This is a genomic window from Kitasatospora sp. Xyl93 (assembly GCF_055383135.1).
In genome coordinates, this window is sequence record NZ_AP029185.1 from 5763937 (window position 1) to 5786974 (window position 23038).

21 protein-coding genes are annotated in these 23038 nt (G+C 72.4%); 15 read left to right on the plus strand and 6 right to left on the minus strand.

Features of this window, described 5'->3' with window-relative positions:
* Window positions 1–80 precede the first annotated feature (80 nt).
* From ACZ5GH_RS25485 to ACZ5GH_RS25520, 8 genes are all read left to right on the plus strand, one after another.
* The gene (locus ACZ5GH_RS25485) at window positions 81–1016 is read left to right on the plus strand and encodes a GNAT family N-acetyltransferase (protein WP_464335324.1); all 936 of its coding nucleotides are present in this window, start codon (window positions 81–83) and stop codon (window positions 1014–1016) included.
* 248 nt (window positions 1017–1264) lie between these two features.
* Window positions 1265–2275 carry an MBL fold metallo-hydrolase gene (locus ACZ5GH_RS25490; protein WP_464335325.1) on the plus strand — a complete coding sequence of 337 codons (1011 nt, stop codon included), beginning with the start codon at window positions 1265–1267 and terminating at the stop codon, window positions 2273–2275.
* Window positions 2276–2363: 88 nt separating this feature from the next.
* On the plus strand, window positions 2364–4373 hold the full coding sequence (locus tag ACZ5GH_RS25495) for an ATP-binding protein (RefSeq protein ID WP_464335326.1): 2010 nt from the start codon (window positions 2364–2366) through the stop codon (window positions 4371–4373).
* Window positions 4370–4801, plus strand: a complete 432-nt coding sequence (locus tag ACZ5GH_RS25500) for a roadblock/LC7 domain-containing protein (protein ID WP_464335327.1) — start codon at window positions 4370–4372, stop codon at window positions 4799–4801. The genes ACZ5GH_RS25495 and ACZ5GH_RS25500 overlap by 4 nt, the downstream gene beginning before the upstream one ends.
* Complete coding sequence (locus ACZ5GH_RS25505; RefSeq protein ID WP_387757962.1) at window positions 4798–5151, plus strand: DUF742 domain-containing protein; 354 nt, start codon at window positions 4798–4800, stop codon at window positions 5149–5151. Before ACZ5GH_RS25500 ends, ACZ5GH_RS25505 begins: the two co-directional genes overlap by 4 nt.
* Before the next feature lie 100 nt (window positions 5152–5251).
* Window positions 5252–5809 (plus strand): GTP-binding protein, encoded by a 558-nt coding sequence (locus ACZ5GH_RS25510; protein ID WP_387757964.1) that lies wholly within the window; start codon window positions 5252–5254, stop codon window positions 5807–5809.
* Entirely contained in the window at window positions 5806–6999 is a 1194-nt protein-coding gene (locus ACZ5GH_RS25515) for a cytochrome P450 (RefSeq protein ID WP_387757966.1), read from the plus strand. The genes ACZ5GH_RS25510 and ACZ5GH_RS25515 overlap by 4 nt, the downstream gene beginning before the upstream one ends.
* Window positions 7000–7147: 148 nt before the next feature.
* The gene (locus ACZ5GH_RS25520) at window positions 7148–8470 is read left to right on the plus strand and encodes an RNA-guided endonuclease InsQ/TnpB family protein (protein WP_464335328.1); all 1323 of its coding nucleotides are present in this window, start codon (window positions 7148–7150) and stop codon (window positions 8468–8470) included.
* On the opposite strand, the gene msrB is transcribed toward ACZ5GH_RS25520, so the two are convergent.
* The 4 genes from msrB to ACZ5GH_RS25540 form a co-directional block, all read right to left on the minus strand.
* The gene (gene msrB / locus ACZ5GH_RS25525) at window positions 8417–8824 is read right to left on the minus strand and encodes a peptide-methionine (R)-S-oxide reductase MsrB (RefSeq protein WP_387757971.1); all 408 of its coding nucleotides are present in this window, start codon (window positions 8822–8824) and stop codon (window positions 8417–8419) included. The two genes, ACZ5GH_RS25520 and msrB, sit on opposite strands and share 54 nt — an antisense overlap.
* Window positions 8825–8865: 41 nt before the next feature.
* Window positions 8866–10275 carry a UDP-N-acetylmuramate--L-alanine ligase gene (murC, locus tag ACZ5GH_RS25530; RefSeq protein ID WP_464335329.1) on the minus strand — a complete coding sequence of 470 codons (1410 nt, stop codon included), beginning with the start codon at window positions 10273–10275 and terminating at the stop codon, window positions 8866–8868.
* Between the two features lie 109 nt (window positions 10276–10384).
* A complete protein-coding gene (locus ACZ5GH_RS25535) occupies window positions 10385–10846 on the minus strand; it encodes an indole-3-glycerol phosphate synthase (protein ID WP_387757975.1) in 462 nt (153 codons plus the stop codon).
* A 56-nt stretch (window positions 10847–10902) separates the two neighbouring features.
* Entirely contained in the window at window positions 10903–11688 is a 786-nt protein-coding gene (locus ACZ5GH_RS25540; protein ID WP_464335330.1) for a pyrimidine reductase family protein, read from the minus strand.
* A 110-nt stretch (window positions 11689–11798) separates the two neighbouring features.
* Here ACZ5GH_RS25540 and zapE point away from each other — a divergent pair, with 110 nt between their 5' ends.
* From zapE to ACZ5GH_RS25565, 5 genes are all read left to right on the plus strand, one after another.
* A complete protein-coding gene (gene zapE, locus ACZ5GH_RS25545) occupies window positions 11799–12842 on the plus strand; it encodes a cell division protein ZapE (RefSeq protein WP_387758041.1) in 1044 nt (347 codons plus the stop codon).
* A gap of 304 nt (window positions 12843–13146) precedes the next feature.
* Complete coding sequence (locus ACZ5GH_RS25550; RefSeq protein WP_464335331.1) at window positions 13147–13455, plus strand: helix-turn-helix domain-containing protein; 309 nt, start codon at window positions 13147–13149, stop codon at window positions 13453–13455.
* 44 nt (window positions 13456–13499) lie between these two features.
* Window positions 13500–15590, plus strand: a complete 2091-nt coding sequence (gene uvrB / locus ACZ5GH_RS25555) for an excinuclease ABC subunit UvrB (RefSeq protein WP_387757983.1) — start codon at window positions 13500–13502, stop codon at window positions 15588–15590.
* Between the two features lie 278 nt (window positions 15591–15868).
* Window positions 15869–16447 carry a TerD family protein gene (locus tag ACZ5GH_RS25560; protein ID WP_387757985.1) on the plus strand — a complete coding sequence of 193 codons (579 nt, stop codon included), beginning with the start codon at window positions 15869–15871 and terminating at the stop codon, window positions 16445–16447.
* A gap of 252 nt (window positions 16448–16699) precedes the next feature.
* The gene (locus ACZ5GH_RS25565; protein WP_387757987.1) at window positions 16700–17680 is read left to right on the plus strand and encodes a TerC family protein; all 981 of its coding nucleotides are present in this window, start codon (window positions 16700–16702) and stop codon (window positions 17678–17680) included.
* 123 nt (window positions 17681–17803) lie between these two features.
* Here ACZ5GH_RS25565 and ACZ5GH_RS25570 read toward each other — a convergent pair whose 3' ends face one another.
* A complete protein-coding gene (locus ACZ5GH_RS25570; protein WP_387757989.1) occupies window positions 17804–18457 on the minus strand; it encodes an MBL fold metallo-hydrolase in 654 nt (217 codons plus the stop codon).
* A 45-nt stretch (window positions 18458–18502) separates the two neighbouring features.
* On the minus strand, window positions 18503–19237 hold the full coding sequence (locus tag ACZ5GH_RS25575; protein ID WP_387757990.1) for a maleylpyruvate isomerase family mycothiol-dependent enzyme: 735 nt from the start codon (window positions 19235–19237) through the stop codon (window positions 18503–18505).
* A 267-nt stretch (window positions 19238–19504) separates the two neighbouring features.
* On the opposite strand from ACZ5GH_RS25575, the gene uvrA reads away from it, so the two are divergent.
* On the plus strand, window positions 19505–22414 hold the full coding sequence (gene uvrA, locus ACZ5GH_RS25580; protein WP_464335332.1) for an excinuclease ABC subunit UvrA: 2910 nt from the start codon (window positions 19505–19507) through the stop codon (window positions 22412–22414).
* Window positions 22415–22536: 122 nt separating this feature from the next.
* The gene (locus tag ACZ5GH_RS25585) at window positions 22537–22980 is read left to right on the plus strand and encodes a Rieske (2Fe-2S) protein (protein ID WP_387757993.1); all 444 of its coding nucleotides are present in this window, start codon (window positions 22537–22539) and stop codon (window positions 22978–22980) included.
* Window positions 22981–23038: the final 58 nt, after the last annotated feature.

A 23038-nucleotide genomic window follows, 5' to 3' on the forward strand; every position in this document is an offset into this window, starting at 1 on the left:
TCCGGGCGGGAAAATCCGAGGCGTCGGGCGGGCGGGCGGGGCTAGCGTGGGAATCCATGACTTCTTCCTCTTCTTCTTCCTTGACGGTCCGTGACTTCCAGCCCGGGGACGCCGAGGCCGTGGTCGCGGCCCACCGTGCCGGGCGCGAGCACCTGGTGCTCTCCGCCGAGGCCCTGGTCTGGCTGAACGCCCGGCCCAGTCCCGAGGAGCACTTCCGCACCTTCGTCGCCGAGCTGGACGGCCGGGTGGTCGGCGCGGTGCGCTGCGGGGTGGTGCTCGGGACGACGACCGCGGGCGTCGGCTACGCCAACGGCAGCGTGCTGCCCGGGTTCCGGCGGCGCGGCGCGGCCTCGGCGCTGCTGGCCGCGGCCGAACGGCACCTGACCGGCCACGGGGTGACCGAACTGCACACCTGGCTGGACGACGAGCCCGCCTCGCTGGCCTTCGCCACCGCCCGGGGCTACCGGCTCGGGCGCGCCATGCACTTCGCCGGACGGGACCTGGCGCTCCCGTTGCCGCCCGCGCCGGTACGGCCGGCCGGTGTCGAGCTGCGCCCGGCCGCCGACTGGGCGGCCGACCCGCACCCGGTGTTCCTGGTCGAGGCGGACGCCATCCTGGACGAGCCCGGCAGCGAGGTGCCGATGGACGCCCTGGAGTACGAGGACTGGCTGCGCGACGACTGGTCCCGGCCGGACCGGGACCTGGCGCTGAGCGTCGTGGCCGTGGTGGACGGTCGGCCGGCCGCGTTCAGCATGGCGCAGACCGACGGGGAGGGCCGCTACTGGTCGGCGTTCACCGCCTGCCGCCGGGAGTTCCGCGGCCGGGGGCTGACCAAGCTGGCCAAGCTGGAGTCGCTGCGGCTCGCCGCGGCGGCGGGCCACCGGTACGCGTACACCAGCAACGACACGACCAACGGGCCGATGCTGGCGATCAACGCCTGGCTCGGGTACGAGCGCTGCGCGGGGGAGCGCAAGGGCGTCAAGCGGCTGGAGCGGCCGTCGGAGCAGGAGGGCTGACGCGCCGGCCCGGCGGGCCGAGCGGGCGTGCCCGGCCGCGGGCGGGGACAGCCGCGGCGGGGAAGGGCCGCGGCCGGGGAGGGACCGGCCCGTGCCCGCCCGCGGCCGGCGGGCCGAGCCACTTCGGCCAGATGTGGTCCAGACCAGGTGGGACGAATCGGGACGGTCCGGGTTGCTCCGGGCGTGAAGTGGCTTGAACCGCAATGGTTTTGCTCCACTCCTGTCACCGGATGGGGATAATCGCGCACATGACGATCAGCCGTGCGAACGTGAGCGCGATTGCCGAGGACCTGTACGTGTGGCTCCCGCCGAAGCGGGGGTGGGGCCTGGCCAACTGCGGGCTGCTGGTCTCGGAGACCACCGCGCTCTGGGTCGACACGCCGTACGACCCCTCGATGGCCGGGGAGTTCCTCGCCGCGAGCCGGCGGCTGCTGCCCGACGGGGTCGGGATCGACCGGGTGGTCGTCACCCACGCCAACGGGGACCACCTGTGGGGCGCCGGGGTGCTGCCGGACGCCGAGGTGATCGCCACCCGCGAGGCGCTGGAGCACATCCACTGGGAGCCCACCCCGCAGCAGCAGCACGCGCTGGTCGCCAACAGCGACCCGGACTCGCCGCTCGGCGGCTACCTGAAGGAGCACTTCGGGCGGTTCGACTGGTCCAGCACCGAGCCGGTGCGCCCCGACACCGTCTTCACCGGCGAGCTGGAGCTGACCGTCGGCCGCTACCCGGTGCGGATCACCAGCCTGCCCGCCGCGCACACCGGCGGCGACCTGCTGGTCCACCTCCCGCACCAGCGCACGGTGTTCACCGGCGACGTGATCTTCTCCTCGACGCCCGAGCAGCCCGGCGACCACCCCTCGCACTGGGCCGGACCGCTGGAGAACGTCATCGGCGCCTGCGAGCAGGCCCTGGCCACCGGCGCGGAGATCTTCGTGCCCGGCCACGGCCCGGTGCTCGACCGCGACGGCGTCCAGCAGCACATCGGCTACCTCGCCTACGTCCGCGAGCGCGCCCACACCCTGCACGCCGCCGGGATACCCGCCCTGGACGCCGCCCGACGGGTGATCGCCGAGCAGCGCCACCCCGAACTCGGCCTGCCCGAGCGGCTGGTGCTCACCGTCGCGGCCGAGTACCGGCACCTGGACGGCTCGGCGGCCCCGGGCGCCCTGGAGGCCCTGGGCCAGGTCGCCCTGGTGGCCCGGGAGCTGGCCGAGGACGCCGCCCGCGCCCCGCGCCCGCGCACCGTCCGGAACTGACCCGGTCCGCGCCCCTCCCCACCACCAGCCCGGCGGGCCCGGCCGCAGCGCCCGGTCCGACCCGCAGCAAGCACTCCCGAGGACTCCGATGACGCAGATCGCGCTGATCGTCCTGGCGCTGGTCGCCGCCGTGGCCGCGGCCGTGCTCGCCCGCGGCCGGGCCGGGGCCGTCGCCCGGGCGACGGCCGCCGAGGCCGCGCTCGACCGGGGCGAGGAGCGCACCCGGGCCGCCGAGGCCGCGCTCGACCGGGGCGAGGAGCGCACCCGGGCCGCCGAGGGCCGGCTCGCCCGCGCCGAGCAGGAGCAGCGCGAGGCGCAGGAGGCCGCCCGGCGCTCCGCCGAGGAGGCCCGGCGGGCGGAGGAGCGCGCCCGGGCCGCCGAGGACGGCGCCCGCGAGGCGCGGGAGGCGGCCCGGCAGGCCGAGGACGCCGCCCGGGACGCCGTGCGGCAGGGTGCCGCCGCGACCGCCCGGGCCGAGCAGGCCGACCGCGCGCTCGCCGAGGCCGAGGCACGGGGGGCCGCGCTGCTCGCCGAGGCCGAAGCCCGCGGTGCCGCGCTGCTCGCCGAGATCGGCCACCTCGCCCAGGAGCGGATCGCCGCCACCGCCGTACGGCTCACCCACACCAACGCCCCGCTGGTCGGCCCGCTGGACCCGCAGGCCGTCGGCCCCGAGGCCGTCCGGGCACTGCAGGCCGTGCTGGACGCCGCCCAGGCCGCGCTCGCCGACGAGCGCGAACGGGTGGACGCCGCCGCCCGCGCCGCCATGCGCGGCGCCACCTCCCGGATCCAGACCCTGCTGTACCAGATCCAGAGCCTGGTCCAGCAGCTCCAGCACGAGAACGACGACCCCCGGCTGCTGGAGGTCGACTTCCGCAACGAGGTCGCGCTGCGCCGGATCCAGACCGTCGCGGTGCTCTGCGAGGCCTGGCCGGGCCTGGCCCGCACCGACTCGCCGCTCGCCGAGGTGGTCGTCGGCGCGCTCTCCCGGGTGCCCGGCTACGCCCGGATCAAGGTCGCCAACCACCTGCGCGAGCAGCGCCTCGCCGTGGTCGCCCGGGCCGCCGAGCCGGTCGCCGTCACCCTCGCCGAGCTGCTCGCCAACGCCACCGCGTACTCCCACCCGGAGACCGACGTCCCGGTCACCGTCCAGCAGGGCGGCCGCGGCGCGCTGGTGATCATCGACGACAGCGGCATCGGCATGGACGAGGACCAGCTGCGCCGCGCCCGCCGGCTGCTGGCCGGCCCGCCGGACATGCTGCTCACCGAGCTCGGCAACCCGCCCAAGACCGGCTTCGCGGTGATCGGCAAGCTGGCCCGGCAGTACGGCTTCTCCTGTCACATCGAGCCCTCGCCTTACGGCGGCATGCGGACCATCCTGCGCATCCCGGCGGCGCTGGTGACCGTGGTGGACGACGAGCAGCCGTTGTCGGTGCTCACCCCGCTGCCGCTGCGGGCCGGTGCCGGGCCGGCCCCGGCGCCCACCGTCGCGGCCGTCCCGCCGATGCGCGACGCGCAGGAGCCGGACGGCCCGCGGCTCGCCGACCGCCACGACCAGCCGGGCCCGCACCCGGCGCCGGCCATCCGCGTGGTCCCCGATCCGGTCGCGGAGGGGCCCGCGGCGGACGGCCCCGCGCCCGAGACCCCCGCGCCCGAGACCCCCGCGCCCGAGACCCCCGCGCCCGAAACCCCCGGGACGGGCACTCCCGCGGCCGAGACCCCCGCGGCCGACGACGGCACCGGCCTGCCCACCCGGCGCCGCCGCCGTCCGCTGACCGCCGAACGGCCGGCCGCCGGGGAGCCCGCCCCCGCCGCCGCCCCCGCCGCCGAACGCACCCCCGAGCAGGCCGCCGCCCACTGGCAGGCGCTGCAGCGGGGCACCGACTCCGGCCGGGCCGCCGTGGCCCGGGCCGCCCGGGAGGAGGCCGCCGCCGGTACCGCGCCCGGCCCGGCCGCCCCCGCAGGCGGCGACAGCACCACCGGCACCCCCGCCACCTCCGGCGACACCACTCCCGGCGACGCCACCCCCGGCGACACCACCGCCGGCCGCGCCCCCGCCGACCGCGGCGCCGGTCCGACCTCAGAAGGAGCCGAGCAGTGAGCAGCACGCCCAGCCCGACCGCCACCGACGAGATCTCGTGGGTGCTGACCCCGCTGCTGGAGCTGCCGGGGGTGCTGCACGCGGTCATCGCCACCGGGGACGGCCTGGTCGAGGGCGCCTCGGGCGGTCTGGAGCGCGCCTCGGCCGAGCGGGTCGCCGCGATGACCGCCACCGTGCACGCCGCCGCCCGGGCCTTCACCGCCGCGTTCACCGACGCCGAGCGGCCCCGGCTGGCCCAGACCGTGGTGGAGTCCGACCTCGGCTACGCCGTCGTGGTGCCCGCCGGGGAGAACACCTCGCTCGCGGTGTTCACCTCTCCGGACGCCCAGCTCGGCAACGTGGCCTACCAGATGCAGCTGCAGGTCGCCGCCCTCGGTCGCGCGCTCGCGAGCCCGGCCCGGCGGCAGGACGACGACGACCGGTCATGACCGCCGCCCCCCGCAGGCGGATGGTGCCCGCCTACCTGGCCACCGGCGGCCGCAGCCGCCCCGGCACCAAGGGCTTCGAGCGGCTGACCGTGCTGTTCGCCGACCGCGCCGACCCGCCGGACGCCCTCGAACCCGAACACCGCCGGCTCTGGGAGCTGCTGCGCCCCGGCGCGCTGACCGTGGTGGAGGCCGCCGCGCACCTGCGCCTGCCGGTCAGCGCCACCGTCTTCCTCGCGGCCGACCTGGTCGAGGCGGGCTGCCTGCACGCCCGCGCGCCGATCCCGCGTGCCCAGCAGACCGACCGCTCCATCGTCGAGAGGCTCCTCGTTGGACTCCGTGCGCTCCGGTGACCCGGCCGGACGGCCGGGCCCGGAAGACCAGACAGGACGGCCCGCAGGGGCGGAGCAGCCGGGCCGGGTCGGCTACCTGCCCGACCGGGACCAGACGCTGATGAAGCTGGTGGTGGCCGGCCCGTTCGGGGTCGGCAAGACCACCCTGATCCGCACCCTCTCCGAGATCGCCACCCTGCACACCGAGGAGGCGATGACCGAGACCGGCCGCCCGGTGGACGACCTGGCCGGCCTGCCGGGGAAGAGCACCACCACGGTCGCCGTCGACTTCGGCCGGCTCACCCTGCCCGGCAACGTCGTGCTCTACATGTTCGGCACCCCCGGACAGCGCCGCTTCTTCCCGCTCTGGCAGGACATCGCCCGCGGCGCCGTGGGCGCCCTGGTGCTCGCCGACACCCGCCGGCTGGCCGACTCCTTCGAGATCATGGACATGGTCGAGGAGCAGGGCCTGCCGTACGCCGTCGCCGTCAACCGCTTCCCGGACGCACCGGACCACCCGGTCGAGGTGCTGCGCACCCACCTGGACCTGCACGCCGCCACCCCGCTGCTGCTCTGCGACGCCCGGGACCGCGACAGCAGCCTGGACACGCTGATCGCGCTGGCCGAGCACGTCCTGGACGCCCTGCCCGCCGCCCCCGCCACCCCGGAGCAGCCGTGACCGCCGAGTCCCGCCCGACCCCGATCCACGGCCCGGCCTTCGCCGCCGACCCCCAGCTGGTCTACGAGCGGCTGCGGCGGCACGGCGCGGTCGCCCCGGTGGAGGTCGCGCCCGGCGTCGACGCCCTGCTGGTCACCGACTACCAGGCGGCGCTGGACCTGCTGCGCGACACCGACACCTTCTCCAAGGACTCCCGGGCCTGGCAGCGGACCGTCCCGCCGGACTCCCCGCTGCTGCCGGTGCTCGGCTACCGCCCGACCGCGCTGTTCAGCGACGGCGAGACGCACGCCCGCTACCGGGCGGTGATCACCGACGCCCTCGCGCTGTTCGAACCGCACCGGCTCCAGCGCCAGGTCGCCGAGACCGCGCACCGGCTGATCGACCGCTTCGCCGCCGTCGGGCACGCCGACCTGATCGCCGAGTACGCCCGCCAGCTGCCCGCCTTCGTGCTCACCACCTGGTTCGGGGTGCCGGAGGAGCAGCGGGCCGAGGTGGTGGCCGCGATCACCGGGCTGATCGAGTCCACCGCGAAGGCCGGCGCCTCGTACGGCAAGCTCCTGGCGGTGGTCACCGCGATGGTCGCCGAGCGCCGCGAGCGCCCCCGGCACGACCTCGCCTCCTGGTACGTCACCCACCCGGTCGGCCTGGACGACGACGAGGTGATCCGGCAGATCACCCTGACCCTGATCGCCGGGCATGAGCCGACCACCAACCTGATCGGCAACGCTCTGCTGCGCCTGCTCACCGACGCCCGCTACGCCGGTTCGCTGTTCGGCGGCGCGATGACCGCCCACCAGGCGATCGACGAGGTGCTCTGGCACGAGCCGCCGATGGCCAACCTCTCGGCGCACTACCCGCGGTACGACATCACCTTCCACGGCCGGGAGATCAAGGCGGGCACGCTGGTCCTGGTCTCGTACGCGGCCGCCAACTCCCAGGCCGCGCCGCCGACCGGCGACGGCGGGCTGCGCAGCGGCGAGAGCGCCCACCTGGCCTGGGCGGCCGGGCCGCACGCCTGTCCGGCCCGGGATCCGGCCCTGCTGATCGCGATCACCGCCATCGAGCAGCTGGGCAGCCGCCTCAGCGACCTCGAACTGTCCACTCCCGCCGAGGAGCTGCTCTGGCGCCCGGGCCCTTTCCACCGGGCGCTGACGCACCTCCCGGTCCGCTTCGAACCGGTGAATGGTTGAGGCGGGGGCGTGATAGCGCAACGTTGGACATTTTCGGTGACTTGCGTTCAGTTCGTGGGCGATTTCCATCGCCGGTGCCGCCTGGGCGCCTTGTCGGCTAGATTGGGGTCGACCTTACGGATTCACGGTTCGAACGGGGTCTGCGACTATGTTGTTCGGGCGGCGATATCGACTCGAGCTGACGACTGGCCAGGTCGAGCTGTGCGGCAGTTTTGGCGATATCTGTCGGGCCGTGTGGAACACTGCCTTGGAACAGCGACGTGAGTATCGGCGGCGCGACGCATGGATGAACTACGTGCCGCAGGCGGCGGAGCTGGCCGAGGCCAAGCGAGAGTTCCCATGGCTGGCAGAGGCCCCCTCTCATATTCTTCAACAGACACTGCGAGACCTTGAACGAGCCTGCCGGGAGCGCGGGACATTCGGCGTGCGGTGGCGGTCCAGGAGGCGGTGGTCGCCATCGTTCCGCTTCCCGGACGCGAAGCAGATCGCGGTTGAGAGGATTGGCCGCAAATGGGGCCGTGTGCGGCTCCCCAAGCTCGGTTGGGTTCGGTTCCGCTGGTCTCGACCGCTTGGCGGTTGTGTTAGGTCGGCGACGGTTGCTCGTCGGGGGCGGCACTGGTTCATCTCGTTTCAGATCGAGGACGGACAGCCCACCCCGATGGGGCACCCGTTGCCTGGTCGCGCCATCGGCATCGACAGAGGGGTGAAGGTAGCCGTAACGACATCGGACGGCGAGTTCTATGATCGACCATTTGTCACGCCGGGCGAGGCCGCAAGGCTGCGTCGGCTACAGCAAAAACTGGCGCGGCAGAGGAAAGGGAGTAACCGCCGCCGAGAAACGGTGGTGGCGATCCGAGCTCTGACGACTCGGACTCGTAACCGACGCGCGGACTTCTGCGCCTGGACGGCGAACACGATCGCGAATCGGAACGCACTGGTGGCTCTGGAGGATCTGCGCATCAGGTCCATGACCGCCAGAGCGTCCGGAACCGGTGAAGAACCGGGCCGAAACGTCAGGCAGAAAGCCGGCCTCAATCGGTCCATTCTTGACAAGGGCTGGAAGCTGTTCGAACTCGCGCTTCGCAACAAAGGGCGCACCACCGGCACACTCGTCGTGCTGGTGAACCCGGCGTACACATCCCAGAAATGCAATGTGTGCGGGCATCTGGACCGGAAGTCGCGCAAGAGCCAAGCCGACTTCCGATGCGCTGCCTGCGGACACGCCGAACACGCTGATGTGAATGCCGCGAAGAACATCCTCAGCGCCGCAGGGCATGCGGTGCCAGGGCGTGGAGACCTCGGGGCTGCCCGGTCTGTGATGCGCCAACCGCCGGTCGCGTCCACCGCATGCGGCGGACGCGACCGGAATCCTCGCTCGTCGAAGCGGGGAGGGAGTCAAGCAGTAGCGCTGGTCGGCTCAGTCTCCAACGGGCTTCAGAGTCAGGGAGATGCTGTTGATGCAATACCGTAGATCCGTCGGCGTGCCGTATCCCTCGCCCTCGAAGACGTGGCCCAGGTGCCCGCCGCACCGCTTGCAGCGGACCTCTACCCGGCGCATGCCGAGGCTGTTGTCTTCCAGCAGTTCCACGGCATCGGAGTTGCGCGCATCGTAGAAGGACGGCCAGCCGCAGTGGCTGTCGAACTTGGTCTCGGAGCTGAACAGTTCGGCCCCGCAGGCCCGGCAGCCGTAGACGCCGACGGTCTTGGTGTCGGTGTACTCACCGGTGAACGGGCGCTCGGTGCCCGCCTCGCGGAGCACGTGGTACTCCTCGGGGCTGAGCTGGGCGCGCCACTCGGCCTCGGTCTTCTCGATCTCGTAGCTCATCTCACGGCTCCCGGTCGCGGCGTACGTCGGACGGACGTGGGTCAGACGTTGGAGGCAACGTTCGCGAGGTGCCGCAGGATTTCCGGCCCCAGGTTGGTGACGTCCCCGGCGCCCATCGTGAGCAGCAGGTCGCCCGGGCGGGCGAGGCCGGCCAGCAGGGCGGGGGCGGCGGCGAAGGAGTGCTCGGCGGTGACCTCGGCGCCGGCCCGGCGGGCGGCGTCGAGGATCAGCTCGCTGGTCACGCCGGGGATCGGGTCCTCGCGGGCCGGGTAGATGTCCAGCACCACCGAGGCGTCGGCCAGGGCCAGGGCCCGGCCCATCTCCTCGGAGAGCTGCTGGGTGCGGCTGAACAGGTGCGGTTGGAAGACCACCAGCACCCGGCCCCCGCCGGTCAGGCCCTCGCGGACGGCCTCCAGGTCGGCGGTCATCTCGGTGGGGTGGTGGGCGTAGGAGTCGATCACCTGGACCCCGCCGGCCTCGCCCTTGAGCTGGAGGCGGCGGCGCACGCCGGTGTAGGCGCCGAGGGCCTTGGCCAGGTCGGCGGCCGGGACGCCCAGCGCGACGCCGGCGGCCAGCGCGGCCACCGCGTTGTGGGCGTAGTGCCGGCCGGGCACCGAGACGGTGAAGGCCAGCTCGGTGCCGTCCAGCAGCACGGTGACCTCGCTGGTCATGCCGTGGGCGACCACCGACAGGACCCGCAGGTCGGCGTCCTCGGCGGAGCCGACCGTCACCACGTTCAGGCCCTCGCGGCCGGCCACCCGGGAGGTGAGCTCGCGGGCGCCGTCGTGGTCGGCCGAGACCACCAGGGTGCCGCCGGGCACGATCCGGCCGACGAAGGTCTCGAAGGACTCGTAGATCTCCTCGATCGAGGCGTAGTTGGCGTGGTGGTCCAGCTCCACGTTGAGCACGATCGCCACCTCGGGCGCGTACTTGTGGAAGCTGCGGTCGCTCTCGTCCGCCTCGGCGACGAAGATCCCGCCGGCGCCGTGGTGGGCGTTGGAGCCGGGCGCGTCGAGGTCCCCGCCGATCGCGTAGGACGGGTCCAGGCCCAGCTCGCCGAGGGCGACGGCGAGCATGCTGGTCGTGGTGGTCTTGCCGTGGGTGCCGGCCACCGCCAGCGCCCGGCGGCCGCCCATCAGCGCGGCCAGCGCGTCGGAGCGGTGCACCACCGGGATGCCGCGCTCGTGGGCGGCGACCAGCTCCGGGTTGTCGGCGCGGATCGCGCTGGAGACGACCACGCTGCTGGTGCCGTCCGGCACGTGCTCGGCGGCGTGGCCGACGTGCACGGTGGCGCCGAGGGCGCGCAGCGCGAGGACGGTCTCGGACTCCTTGGAGTCGCTGCCGGAGACGCTGGCCCCGCGCACGGCGAGGATCTTCGCCAGGCCGGACATCCCGGCGCCGCCGATGCCGATGAAGTGCGGGGCGTGCAGGTCGTGCGCGGCGTCGTTCAAGGCGTGGCTCCGTACGGGCGGGGGCAGACAGGTCGGGCGGACGGAATCGTCCTCGCGGGCGGACCGCAAGGACGATTCTGCACCACCGGCGCTCCGGGCCAGGAGTCGCTCAGGAGTCGCTGGCGAACAGTCGGAGCACCGGGACCCCCACCTTGTGCCGGGCCTGGGAGGCCCAGTCGCGGTGGAAGAACTCCTCCACGAAGTGCGGCGAGGTGAGCACCACCACCTCGTCCGCCCGCTGCTCCTCGACGACCGTGCGCAGCCGCTCCAGCGGCTTCTCCTCGACCAGCTCGCCCACCGCCTCGGCGCCGGCCGAGCGCAGGTGGCGCAGGCTGTGCTCCAGCGACTCGCTGGCCACGGTCGGCGCGGTCTCGGACTCGTCGTGCTCGTGCACCACCTTGTCGAGGTGGCCGAGGGCGACGTCGTCGAGAGCCCGCAGCAGCTCGTCCTGCTTGCCGCGCGGCTGCATCAGGACGACGAAGGACACCTTCTCCTCGCCGTGGAGCGTGGTGACGAGCTCCACGTCCGCGTCGGAGAGAGCCTTTTCGATCATCAGTACCGTCTTGAACACGTGAGTCCTTCCAGTGGCCGGCCCCCGGGCCCCGGCATCGCATAACGGGATCACGATCAGGGGGTCACGGGGTCATCCGAACCCGGGTGACGCAGGTAGCGGGTGAAGAGGAATCCTTTCTGCTCGATCAATGAGACCAGCCGCATCCGCTGCACGTCCGGCATTCGGGCATCGTGCAGGATGCGCGGCGCGTCGCCGCCGGTGAGCAGCGGGGCCAGCGACAGGCACAGCTCGTCCACCAGGCCGGCCGCCGTGAGCTGCCCCAGCAGACGCGGGCCGCCCTCGGCCAGCAGCCGGGTCCAGCCGCGCTCGGCCAGGGCGGCCACGCCCGCCCGCAGGTCCACCGAGCCGGTGCCGGCGACCACCAGGTCGGCCACCTCGGCGACCGCCCGGCGGCGCTCCGCCGAGGCGTCCTCGGTGGTGATCACCACCGTCCTGACCAGCGGCTCGGTGAACAGCGGCGCGGTCAGGTCCAGCTGCAGCGAGCGGGTCACCACGGCGATCGCCGGGGCGGGCGCCTGCCCGGCCGCCGTCCGGGCCGCTGCGAACTCCCTGCGCGCCCGGGCCGGCCGGTAGCCCTCGGCGCGGACGGTCTCCGCGCCCACCAGTACCACGTCCGACAGCGCCCGCAGCACCCCGAAGATCCGCTTGTCGGCGTCCCCGGAGAGCCCCTCGGACAGCCCGTCCAGCCTGGCCCCGCCGTCCAGACCGGTCACCATGTTGGCACGCAGCCAGGGGCGCCCCTGATTCACCTGTTCGGGGTACGCGTACACGGCGGCGAGCGATTCCAGTGCGGCCGGATCGGCGAGCCGCCCGCTCAGCGGGCTGATCAACTGTTGCATGCACCCAGTCTTCCACCGCGGGGCCGCGGGCCGTTCGGACCGCGTACGGGGCAGGCGTACCCTCTACTGATGTGCCCGCAGCCTCCCACTCCGCAACCGCGACCGAGCCGATAGCCGCCGCACCCGTGTCCGGCTCCCCGATCGCGCTCACCGACCGCCGCCCCGTCGTGCCCGCCGAGCGGCTGGTCGCCGAGATGGTCCCGCCGCCCCGGTTCGCCGACGTGAGCTTCGGGACGTACCTCCCGGACCCGACCCAGCCGAGCCAGTACGAGGCCGTCCAGGTCCTGGAGCAGTTCGCGGCCACCCTCGGCGGAGGAAACGGTTCCGCGCCCAAGCGCAGCTGGTTCCGCCGCTCCGCGCCCGCGCCCACCGGCCCGGCCGGGGTCTACCTCGACGGCGGCTACGGCGTCGGCAAGACCCACCTGCTCGCCTCGCTCTGGCACGCCGCCCCCGGCCCCAAGGCCTTCGGCACCTTCGTCGAGCTGACCAACCTGGTCGGCGCGCTCGGCTTCCAGCAGGCCGTGCGGACCCTCTCCGGGCACACGCTGCTCTGCATCGACGAGTTCGAGCTGGACGACCCGGGCGACACCGTGCTGGTCTCCACCCTGCTCGGCCGGCTGGTCGAGAACGGCGTGAAGCTCTGCGCCACCTCGAACACCCTGCCGGAGAAGCTCGGCGAGGGCCGCTTCGCCGCCGCCGACTTCCTGCGCGAGATCCAGGGCCTGTCCGCGCACTTCCGCCCGATGCGGATCGACGGCCAGGACTACCGCCACCGCGGCCTGCCGGACGCCCCGCCGCCGTACACCGACGAGGCCGTCGGCGCGGCCGCGGCCCGCACCCCCGGCGCCTCGCTGGACGACTTCGACGCCCTGCTCGCCCACCTCTCCGCCGTCCACCCCAGCCGCTACGGCGCGCTGCTGGACGACGTCACCGCGGTCTGCCTGCGCGGCGTCCGGCAGGTCGACGACCAGTCCACCGCGCTGCGCCTGGTCGTGCTGGCCGACCGGATGTACGACCGCGAGCTGCCGATCACCGCCTCCGGCCTGCCGTTCGACCAGGTCTTCCCGGAGGAGATGCTCCGCGGCGGCTACCGCAAGAAGTACCTGCGGGCCATCTCCCGCCTGGTCGCCCTCGCCCGGGACAGCGCCAAGTAGGACCCGCGCCCGTAACCCCGACGCCGGTCACGCGTTGCTCCCTGGCGGAGCGAAGGGGGACGCATGGCCGGTGGAGGGTCCGCAGCGGGCTACTCGGTCGAGATCGAGCCCGAGGTCCGCGAATGGCTGCAGCAGTGCTCGCTCCCCGAGTACCGTGCGGTCGAGCGTGCCGCAGACCGACTGACCGAGGACGGCGAACTCCTGCCGTTCCCGCTCTCCAGCCATCTCGGCGGTGGGCTGCGGGAGCTACGGGTCGGCCCCGTGCGGATCACGACCACGAGGTCTACGACCGGGAGGAGCAGCGGTGAGCAGTGGCTATCACACGCGGTGGGTCGTGCCACCGGAGCACCGCGAGAGTGAGGAGTACCGGGCGGCGGGGCGGCGGATGGCGCTGGCCGAGGCCGTGTACGCCCGCCGCTCCGCGCTGGGATGGAGCCCGGCCCAGCTCGCCGAGCGGGCCGGACTGAGCGAGGAGACGGTCGAGAGCATCGAGGAGAGCGGGGTGGATCGGACGCTCCCCCTGATCGAGATGCTGGCCGCCGCCTTCGACTCCGTGGTCCGGATCGACCCGGCCCGCGCGCCCGCCATAAGGTTCGAGGCCCACGCGGCCTGACCGTAGCCGCCCCGGTTGTCGGTGGTGGGTCGTACGGTGGAGGCGTGCGTCCCATCACGAGTATTGAGCGGTCCGTGGCGCCTTTCGAGGTCGTCAGCCCCTTCCAGCCGAACGGCGATCAGCCGGCGGCGATCGCCGAGCTGGAACGGCGGATCAGGGGAGGGGAGAAGGACGTCGTGCTGCTCGGTGCCACCGGCACCGGCAAGTCGGCCACCACGGCCTGGATGATCGAGAAGCTGCAGCGCCCCACCCTGGTGATGGCGCCGAACAAGACGCTGGCCGCGCAGCTGGCCAACGAGTTCCGCGAGCTGCTGCCGAACAACGCGGTCGAGTACTTCGTCTCGTACTACGACTACTACCAGCCCGAGGCGTACGTCCCGCAGACGGACACCTACATCGAGAAGGACTCCTCGATCAACGAGGAGGTCGAGCGGCTGCGCCACTCGGCCACCAACTCGCTGCTCACCCGCCGGGACGTGGTCGTGGTCGCCTCGGTCTCCTGCATCTACGGCCTCGGCACCCCGCAGGAGTACGTGGACCGGATGGTGCGGCTCAAGGTCGGCCAGGAGATCGACCGGGACGACCTGCTGCGCCGCTTCGTCGACATCCAGTACGCCCGCAACGACGTGGCCTTCACCCGCGGCACCTTCCGGGTCCGCGGCGACACCATCGAGATCTTCCCGGTCTACGAGGAGCTCGCCGTCCGGATCGAGATGTTCGGCGACGAGATCGAGGCGCTGTACACCCTGCACCCGCTCACCGGCGAGATCATCAGCCAGGACGACTCCGTCCACGTCTTCCCCGCCTCGCACTACGTGGCCGGCCCCGAGCGCATGGAGCGCGCGATCACCGGCATCGAGAAGGAGCTGGAGGGCACGCTCGCCCGGCTGGAGAAGCAGGGCAAGCTGCTGGAGGCCCAGCGGCTGCGGATGCGCACCACCTACGACATCGAGATGCTGCGCCAGATCGGCACCTGCTCGGGCGTCGAGAACTACTCGATGCACTTCGACGGCCGCGAGCCGGGCTCCCCGCCGAACACCCTGCTCGACTACTTCCCGGAGGACTTCCTCCTGGTCATCGACGAGTCGCACGTCACCGTCCCGCAGATCGGCGCGATGTACGAGGGCGACGCCTCGCGCAAGCGCACCCTGGTCGAGCACGGCTTCCGGCTGCCCTCCGCGATGGACAACCGCCCGCTGAAGTGGGAGGAGTTCCTGGAGCGGATCGGCCAGACCGTCTACCTGTCGGCGACGCCGGGCCCGTACGAGCTGTCGCGCGGCGACGGCCAGGTCGAGCAGATCATCCGCCCGACCGGCCTGATCGACCCCGAGGTGATCGTCAAGCCGACCGAGGGCCAGATCGACGACCTGGTGCACGAGGTCCGCAAGCGGGTCGAGCGGGACGAGCGCGTCCTGGTCACCACGCTGACCAAGAAGATGGCCGAGGACCTCACCGACTACATGCTCGGTCTGGACATCCGGGTCCGGTACCTGCACAGCGACGTGGACACCCTGCGCCGGGTGGAGCTGCTGCGCGAGCTGCGGGCGGGCCGGTACGACGTGCTGGTCGGCATCAACCTGCTGCGCGAGGGCCTGGACCTGCCCGAGGTGTCGCTGGTGGCGATCCTGGACGCGGACAAGGAGGGCTTCCTGCGCTCCGGCACCTCGCTGATCCAGACGATCGGCCGAGCCGCCCGCAACGTCTCCGGCCAGGTCCACATGTACGCGGACAAGATCACCCCCGCGATGGAGAAGGCCATCGACGAGACCAACCGCCGCCGGGCCGTGCAGCAGGCCTACAACAAGGAGCACGGGATCGACCCGCAGCCGCTGCGCAAGAAGATCGGCGACATCCTGGACACCCTCGCCCGCGAGGACGTGGACACCGACGAGCTGCTCTCCACCGGGTACCGCAACCAGGGCAAGGGCAAGGCCCCGGTGCCGGCGCTGGGCGGGGAGCGCAAGCCGGCCAAGTCCCTCCCGGCCGCCGAGCTGGCGGACCTGATCCAGGAGATGACCGAGCGGATGCACACGGCCGCCGCCGACCTCCAGTTCGAGGTCGCGGCCCGGCTGCGCGACGAGGTCAAGGAACTGAAGAAGGAGCTGCGGCAGATGCGCGAGGCCGGTGTGGCGTAGTCGCACCGGAGGGGCGCGCCGGAGGGGAGACCCGCGCGGCGACCGGCACTGGCCGGAATGGCACCGGTCAAGTCCGCGGGTGTCTCAGCCTTGCCACAAACGGGGAAACCCGGGAGAGGCCGGGGTGCCGCAGGCCCTAGGCTGGCCTGCGGCATCGTGCCCTCGGGACGGGGTTGCGGGCCGTACGCAGAGGGGGCCTCAGCCGGGGGACGGCGACGGGGTGTTCCACCGTGGAGCCGCGCGGGTGTGACCGCGCGGCCGGCAGAGAGGGCAACGTCGTGTCGGTGAACCTGGCCAAGGGGCAGCGGGTCAGCCTCCAGAAGGGTCAGGGCGACGCCCTGACCGTGGTCCGGATGGGCCTCGGCTGGCAGGCCGCCCCCAAGCGCGGGCTGTTCGGCAGCCGCACCCGGAAGATCGACCTGGACGCCTCGGCGCTGCTGTACGCCGAGAAGACGCCGTCCGACGTGGTGTTCTTCTCGCACCTGGAGAGCGACGACGGCTCCGTCCGGCACACCGGCGACAACCTGGAGGGCGGCTCCGGGGCCGAGGACGACGAGGCGATCCTGGTCGACCTGGTGCACGTGCCGGTGAACATCACCCAGGTGGTGTTCACGGTGAGCTCGTACACCGGGCAGACCTTCGCCGAGGTGGAGCGGGCGCACTGCCGGCTGGTGGACGAGACCACCGGCCTGGAGCTGGCCCGCTACGAGCTGGCCGGCGGCGGGCCGCACACGGGGCAGATCATGGCCAAGGTGGTCCGGGACGGCAACGGCGGCTGGGAGATGCAGGCGATCGGCGCGCCGGCCAAGGGGCGGACCTTCCAGGACCTGCTGCCGGCGATCGACCCGTTCCTGTAGCCGTGCCGCCCGGGTGGCCCGTCAGCCCGGGTGGTTCCCGCGGGCCGGCCCCGGCAGCTCCGCGGTCTTTACCTTCTTTACCTTTCCTTGGAGCTCCTGTTACTCTCGTTGGCAGCGGAGGGGAGTATTCCTCGACAGCCGACCCCGTCATCACGGATGCCCGTCGCGGCACCCCGGGGCGCTGGCCCGATGGGCGGAAGAGACCTCCGGCAGTGACGATGACTGTCTCGCCTACCTGCCGGAGGAGCAGTAGTGGACGTTTCCGTAACCATGTGGGTCTCCACGATCCTGGTGCTGATCGCACTGGTCGTGGCCGACTTCTTCATCGGAGGGCGCAAGCCGCACGAGGTCTCGATCAAGGAGGCCGGGATCTGGACGGCCGTCTGGGTCGCCCTGGCGGTGCTCTTCGGCGGCTTCCTCTGGTGGCACTCCGGCGCGGAGCCGACGGGCGAGTTCTTCGCCGGGTACATCACCGAGAAGTCGCTCAGTGTCGACAACCTCTTCGTGTTCATCCTGATCATGGGCAAGTTCGCGGTGCCCAGGATCTACCAGCAGCGCGTGCTGATGTTCGGTGTGATCATCGCGCTGGTGCTCCGGGCGGTGTTCATCGCCGGCGGTGCCGCGCTGGTCTCCGAGTTCTCCTGGGTGTTCTTCATCTTCGGCGGCTTCCTGATCTGGACGGCCTGGAAGCTGATCAAGGAGGCCCGCGCCGAGGAGGAGGGCGAGGAGGAGTTCGAGGAGAACCGCCTGCTCAAGTCGATCACCCGCCGCTTCCCGGCCACCGAGGACTACCGCGGCACCAGGCTGTTCGTCCGGGAGAACGGCCGTCGGCTGATCACCCCGATGCTGATCGTCATGCTGGCGATCGGCACCACCGACGTGCTGTTCGCGCTGGACTCGATCCCGGCCATCTTCGGCCTGACCCAGGACCCGTACATCGTCTTCACCGCCAACGCCTTCGCCCTGATGGGGCTGCGTCAGCTGTACTTCCTGATCGGCGGCCTGCTGAAGAAGCTGGTCCACCTGTCGTACGGCCTGTCGGTGATCCTCGGCTTCATCGGCGTGAAGCTGGTGCTGCACGCCGCGCACGAGGCGGGCGCGGAGTGGGCCCCGGAGATCGGCATCCCGTTCTCGCTGGCCTTCATCGTGGTGGTCCTGGCGATCACCACCTTCACCAGCCTGCGGGCGTCGAAGAAGGCCGAGCAGGCCGAGCGCGAGAAGCTCGACGCCTGACGCCTGACGCCTGACGCCTGACGCCCGGCGCCGGTGCCCCGAGCCCGGCGCCGGCGCCCGGCACCGCCGAGGCCCCCGTGACCGCTTCCGGTCCCGGGGGCCCCGGCCGTTCGGCGGCGCGGCCTACCAGCCGCGCTCGCGCCACTCGGCGAGGTGCGGGCGCTCGGCTCCGAGGGTGGTGTCGTTGCCGTGGCCGGGGTAGACCCAGGCCTCGTCGGGCAGGACGTCGAAGATCTTCTCGGTGACGTCGCGGTAGAGCGTCCGGAACGCCTCCGGGTCGCCCCAGGTGTTGCCCACGCCCCCGGGGAAGAGGCAGTCGCCGGTGAAGACGTGCTGGTGGCCCTGGGGGTCGTCGTAGACGAGCACGATCGCGCCGGGGGTGTGGCCGACCAGGTGCCGCACGGTCAGCGCCACGTCGCCGACCCGCAGCTCGTCGCCGTCCGCGAGCAGCAGCTCGGTGGGGACCTCGATGCCCTCGGCGTCGTACTGGCCGGCGGCCGTCCGGGCGCCGGTGGTGGCGACCACCTCGGCCAGCGCCCCCCAGTGGTCGTGGTGCCGGTGGGTGGTGACGACCGTCGCGAGGTCGTCGCCGACGGTCTCCAGCAGGGTCGGGGCGTCGGCGGCCGCGTCGATCAGGAGCTGTTCGTCGGTGGCCCGGCAGCGCAGCAGGTAGGCGTTGTTGTCGTACGGTCCGACGGCCACCTTGGTGATGATCAGGTGGGCCAGCTCCCGCACGTCCGGCGCTCCGCCGACCTTGACCGCTCCGTGGTACGTCATCCGTTCGCTCCCTCTGCAGTGGCTCCTGGGATCATCCTCGCGCCGTCAGCCCAGCGGGGGAAGCTGGGGCAGGGCGGTGTCGGGGGTGCGGCGCAGGCCGTCCCCGGCGGAGCGGCCGGAGAGCCAGGCGGTCAGGGCGCGGACCGGGCCCTCGACGGTCAGGGCGGGCTCGCCGGTGCCGATCTGGCCGCGGTGCCCGGTGTCCTCGGCGACCAGCCGGACGGCGGGCAGGTCGGTGCCGTGCAGCTTGTCGGCGAGGCGGTCGAACTCGGCCACGGCGAACGGCTCGGGCCACTCGGCGAAGGTGTAGTCGGCGCCGAGGTCGACGACGTGGTACTCGATCTCGGCGAGGCGCTTCCAGACGAGGTCCGCGGCCGGGAAGACGGCGCCGGAGCGGTGGCGCACCTCGGCGGCCCAGTCCTCGTCGCGCAGCAGCGCGGCGGCCGCCGCGAAGGCCTCGTGGGATTCCCGCAGGTCGGCGAGCTGGACGTCCAGCGGGCGGCCGGCGCCGTCCTCGATGCCCTGGTCGCGGGCCTGCTCGCTGGCGTACTGCGGGATGTCGGTGCCGGTGCGGACGCCGGTCAGCAGGTTGACCAGCGAGTCGGCGTTGCGGGCGAGGTGGGCCAGCACGTGGCCGCGGGTCCAGCCGGGGAGCGCGGAGGGCTCGGCGACGGCCTCCGGCTTCAGCGCGGAGACGGTGTCCAGCATGCGCCGGGTGCTTGCCTCGACCAGGTCCAGTCGTCCGGCGGCCAGCGCGGCGGCGGAGTGCGAGTCGGTCATCGAATCTGCCTTCTGTGCGGGACGGCGCGTTGCCCGTGGGGGCCTCGCTCGTTGACCAGGCGACGCTACCGCCGAATCCGGCCGCTGAGCAGGGCCTTTTTCGGTCCGGATACGGACGGTCCAGGGGTCGTCCTCACTCGTTCGGGTGGTCTCCGCTGGACAGAGTCGATATTCGAACGTCTGAGCTATAGGCTGGCTGCCGCATGCTGGAAGAAGTACCGACTCTCATCGCAAGCCGTCTTGCCCCGGAGAAAGGCGCCAGAAGCAGTGGCCGACCGCCTCATCGTCCGCGGTGCTCGTGAGCACAACCTCAAGAACGTCTCGCTCGACCTGCCCCGCGACTCCCTCATCGTCTTCACGGGCCTCTCCGGCTCCGGCAAGTCCTCGCTCGCCTTCGACACGATCTTCGCCGAGGGCCAGCGCCGCTACGTCGAGTCGCTGTCCTCCTACGCCCGTCAGTTCCTCGGGCAGATGGACAAGCCCGACGTGGACTTCATCGAGGGCCTCTCCCCGGCCGTCTCGATCGACCAGAAGTCCACCAACCGCAACCCCCGTTCGACCGTCGGCACCATCACCGAGGTCTACGACTACCTGCGCCTGCTGTTCGCCCGGATCGGCAAGCCGCACTGTCCGCACTGCGGCCGCCCGATCGCCAAGCAGTCGCCGCAGGCGATCGTGGACAAGGTGCTGGAGCTCGCCGAGGGCACCCGTTTCCAGGTGCTGAGCCCGGTGGTGCGCGAGCGCAAGGGCGAGTTCGTCGACCTCTTCGCCGACCTCCAGTCCAAGGGCTACTCCCGCGCCCGCGTCGACGGCGCGACGGTCCAGCTCGCCGAGCCGCCGAAGCTCAAGAAGCAGGAGAAGCACACCGTCGAGGTGGTGATCGACCGCCTCACCGTCAAGGACAGCGCCAAGCGGCGGCTCACCGACTCGGTGGAGACGGCCCTGCGGCTGTCCGGCGGCATGGTCGTGCTCGACTTCGTCGACCTCCCCGAGGACGACCCGGAGCGCGAGCGGATGTACTCCGAGCACCTCTACTGCCCGTACGACGACGTGTCGTTCGAGGAGCTGGAGCCGCGCTCGTTCTCCTTCAACTCGCCGTTCGGCGCCTGCCCGGACTGCTCGGGCCTGGGCAACCGGATGGAGGTCGACCCGGAGCTGGTCGTCCCGGACGTCGAGCGCTCGCTGGACGAGGGCGCGATCCACCCGTGGTCGGCCGGGCACGCCAAGGAGTACTTCCAGCGCCTGATCGACGCGCTGGCCGGGGAGCTCGGCTTCCGCACCGACATCCCCTGGGCCGGGCTGCCCGCCCGCGCCCGGAAGGCGCTGCTGTACGGGCACAAGCACCAGGTGGAGGTCCGCTACCGCAACCGCTTCGGCCGGGAGCGCTCGTACAGCACCGGCTTCGAGGGCGCGATCCCGTTCATCCAGCGCCGGCACACCGAGGCGGAGAGCGACAGCAGCCGCGAGCGCTTCGAGGGCTACATGCGCGAGGTGCCCTGCCCGACGTGCCAGGGCACCCGGCTCAAGCCGGTGGTGCTCGCGGTCACCGTCGAGGGCAGGTCGATCGCCGAGGTCTCCTCGATGTCGATCAGCGACTGCTCCGAGTTCCTCGGCGCGATGAAGCTCAACGCCCGGGACAAGCAGATCGCCGAGCGGGTCCTCAAGGAGGTTAACGAGCGCCTGCGCTTCCTGGTCGACGTCGGCCTGGACTACCTCTCGCTCGACCGCGCGGCCGGCACCCTGTCCGGCGGCGAGGCCCAGCGCATCCGGCTGGCCACCCAGATCGGCTCCGGCCTGGTCGGCGTGCTGTACGTGCTGGACGAGCCGTCCATCGGCCTGCACCAGCGGGACAACCACCGGCTGATCGAGACGCTGGTGCGGCTGCGCGACATCGGCAACACCCTGATCGTCGTCGAGCACGACGAGGACACCATCAAGACCGCGGACTGGGTGGTCGACATCGGCCCGGGCGCCGGCGAGCACGGCGGCAAGGTGGTGCACTCCGGCTCGCTGAAGCAGCTGCTCTCCAACAAGGAGTCGCTGACCGGCCAGTACCTCTCCGGCAAGCGCTTCATCCCGATCCCGGCCGCCCGCCGCGAGCGGGACAAGAAGCGCCAGCTGACCGTCCACGGCGCCCGCGAGCACAACCTCAAGGACGTCACGGTCGGCTTCCCGCTCGGCACCTTCACCGCGATCACCGGCGTCTCCGGCTCCGGGAAGTCGACGCTGGTCAACGACATCCTGTACACCCACCTCGCCCGGGAGCTGAACGGCGCCCGCAGCGTGCCCGGCCGGCACACCCGGATCACCGGCACCGACCAGGTGGACAAGGTGGTGCACGTCGACCAGTCGCCGATCGGCCGCACCCCGCGCTCCAACCCGGCCACCTACACCGGGGTGTTCGACCACGTCCGCCGGCTCTTCGCGGAGACGCAGGAAGCCAAGGTCCGCGGCTACCTGCCCGGCCGGTTCTCCTTCAACGTCAAGGGCGGCCGCTGCGAGAACTGCTCCGGCGACGGCACCATCAAGATCGAGATGAACTTCCTTCCGGACGTCTACGTGCCGTGCGAGGTCTGCCACGGCGCCCGGTACAACCGGGAGACGCTGGAGGTCCACTACAAGGGCAGGTCCATCGCCGAGGTGCTGGACATGCCGATCGAGGAGGCGCTGGACTTCTTCGAGGCCGTCCCGGCGATCGCCCGCCACCTGCGGACGCTCAACGACGTCGGCCTCGGCTACGTCCGGCTCGGCCAGTCCGCGCCCACCCTGTCCGGCGGCGAGGCGCAGCGCGTCAAGCTCGCCTCGGAGCTCCAGAAGCGCTCCACCGGGCGGACGGTCTACGTGCTGGACGAGCCCACCACCGGCCTGCACTTCGAGGACATCAGCAAGCTGATCAAGGTGCTCAGCGGGCTGGTGGACAAGGGCAACACGGTGATCGTCATCGAGCACAACCTCGACGTGATCAAGACCGCCGACTGGGTCGTCGACATGGGCCCCGAAGGCGGCTCCGGCGGTGGCACGGTGGTCGCCGAGGGCACCCCGGAGCAGATCGCCGCCGTCGCGGAGAGCCACACCGGCAAGTTCCTGCGGGACATCCTGCCGGTCGGCTTCGCGGACGCCCCGGCCACCCCGGCGAAGAAGGCGCCGCGCAAGCGCGCGGCCGCCGTCAAGAAGTAGTCCCGTCCGACCGCCCCGCCGCTCCCGCCACCCGTACCGTCCGGGTGGCCCGGGAGCGGCGGCGTGGTGCGGCATAGACTTCCGTGGTCCCTCGCAGCCGCAGCAACCGTAGGAGCGCACCGATGTCCGAGGCCCCCGAGACCAGCCCCACCGCCTCCCGTCGCACCCTGCTCTGCGGGGCCGCGGCCGTCCTGGCGGCCGGCGGCACCGTCGCGGTCGCCGGCTGCGGCTCGTCCTCCTCTTCCTCCTCCGGCGCCGGCGCCCCCAAGGGCCCGGTCGACCTCGGCCCGGCCTCGGCGGTTCCCGAGGGCGGCGGCAAGGTCTACCGCGAGCAGAAGATCGTGGTGACCCAGCCCACCGCCGGCCAGTACAAGGCGTTCAGCGCCAAGTGCACCCACGCCGGCTGCGTCGTGGACCAGGTGAAGAACGCCCAGATCCAGTGCCCCTGCCACGGCAGCCGGTTCGCCATCGCGGACGGCGCCGTGCAGGACGGTCCGGCCCCGACCCCGCTGCCCGCGTACACCGTCACGGTCGAGGGCGGCAACCTCAAGGTGACCCCGAGCTGAGCCAGTTGACCGCCTCCCGACCGCCACGGTCCCCCCTGACGATCTCCGCCCCGCGGCC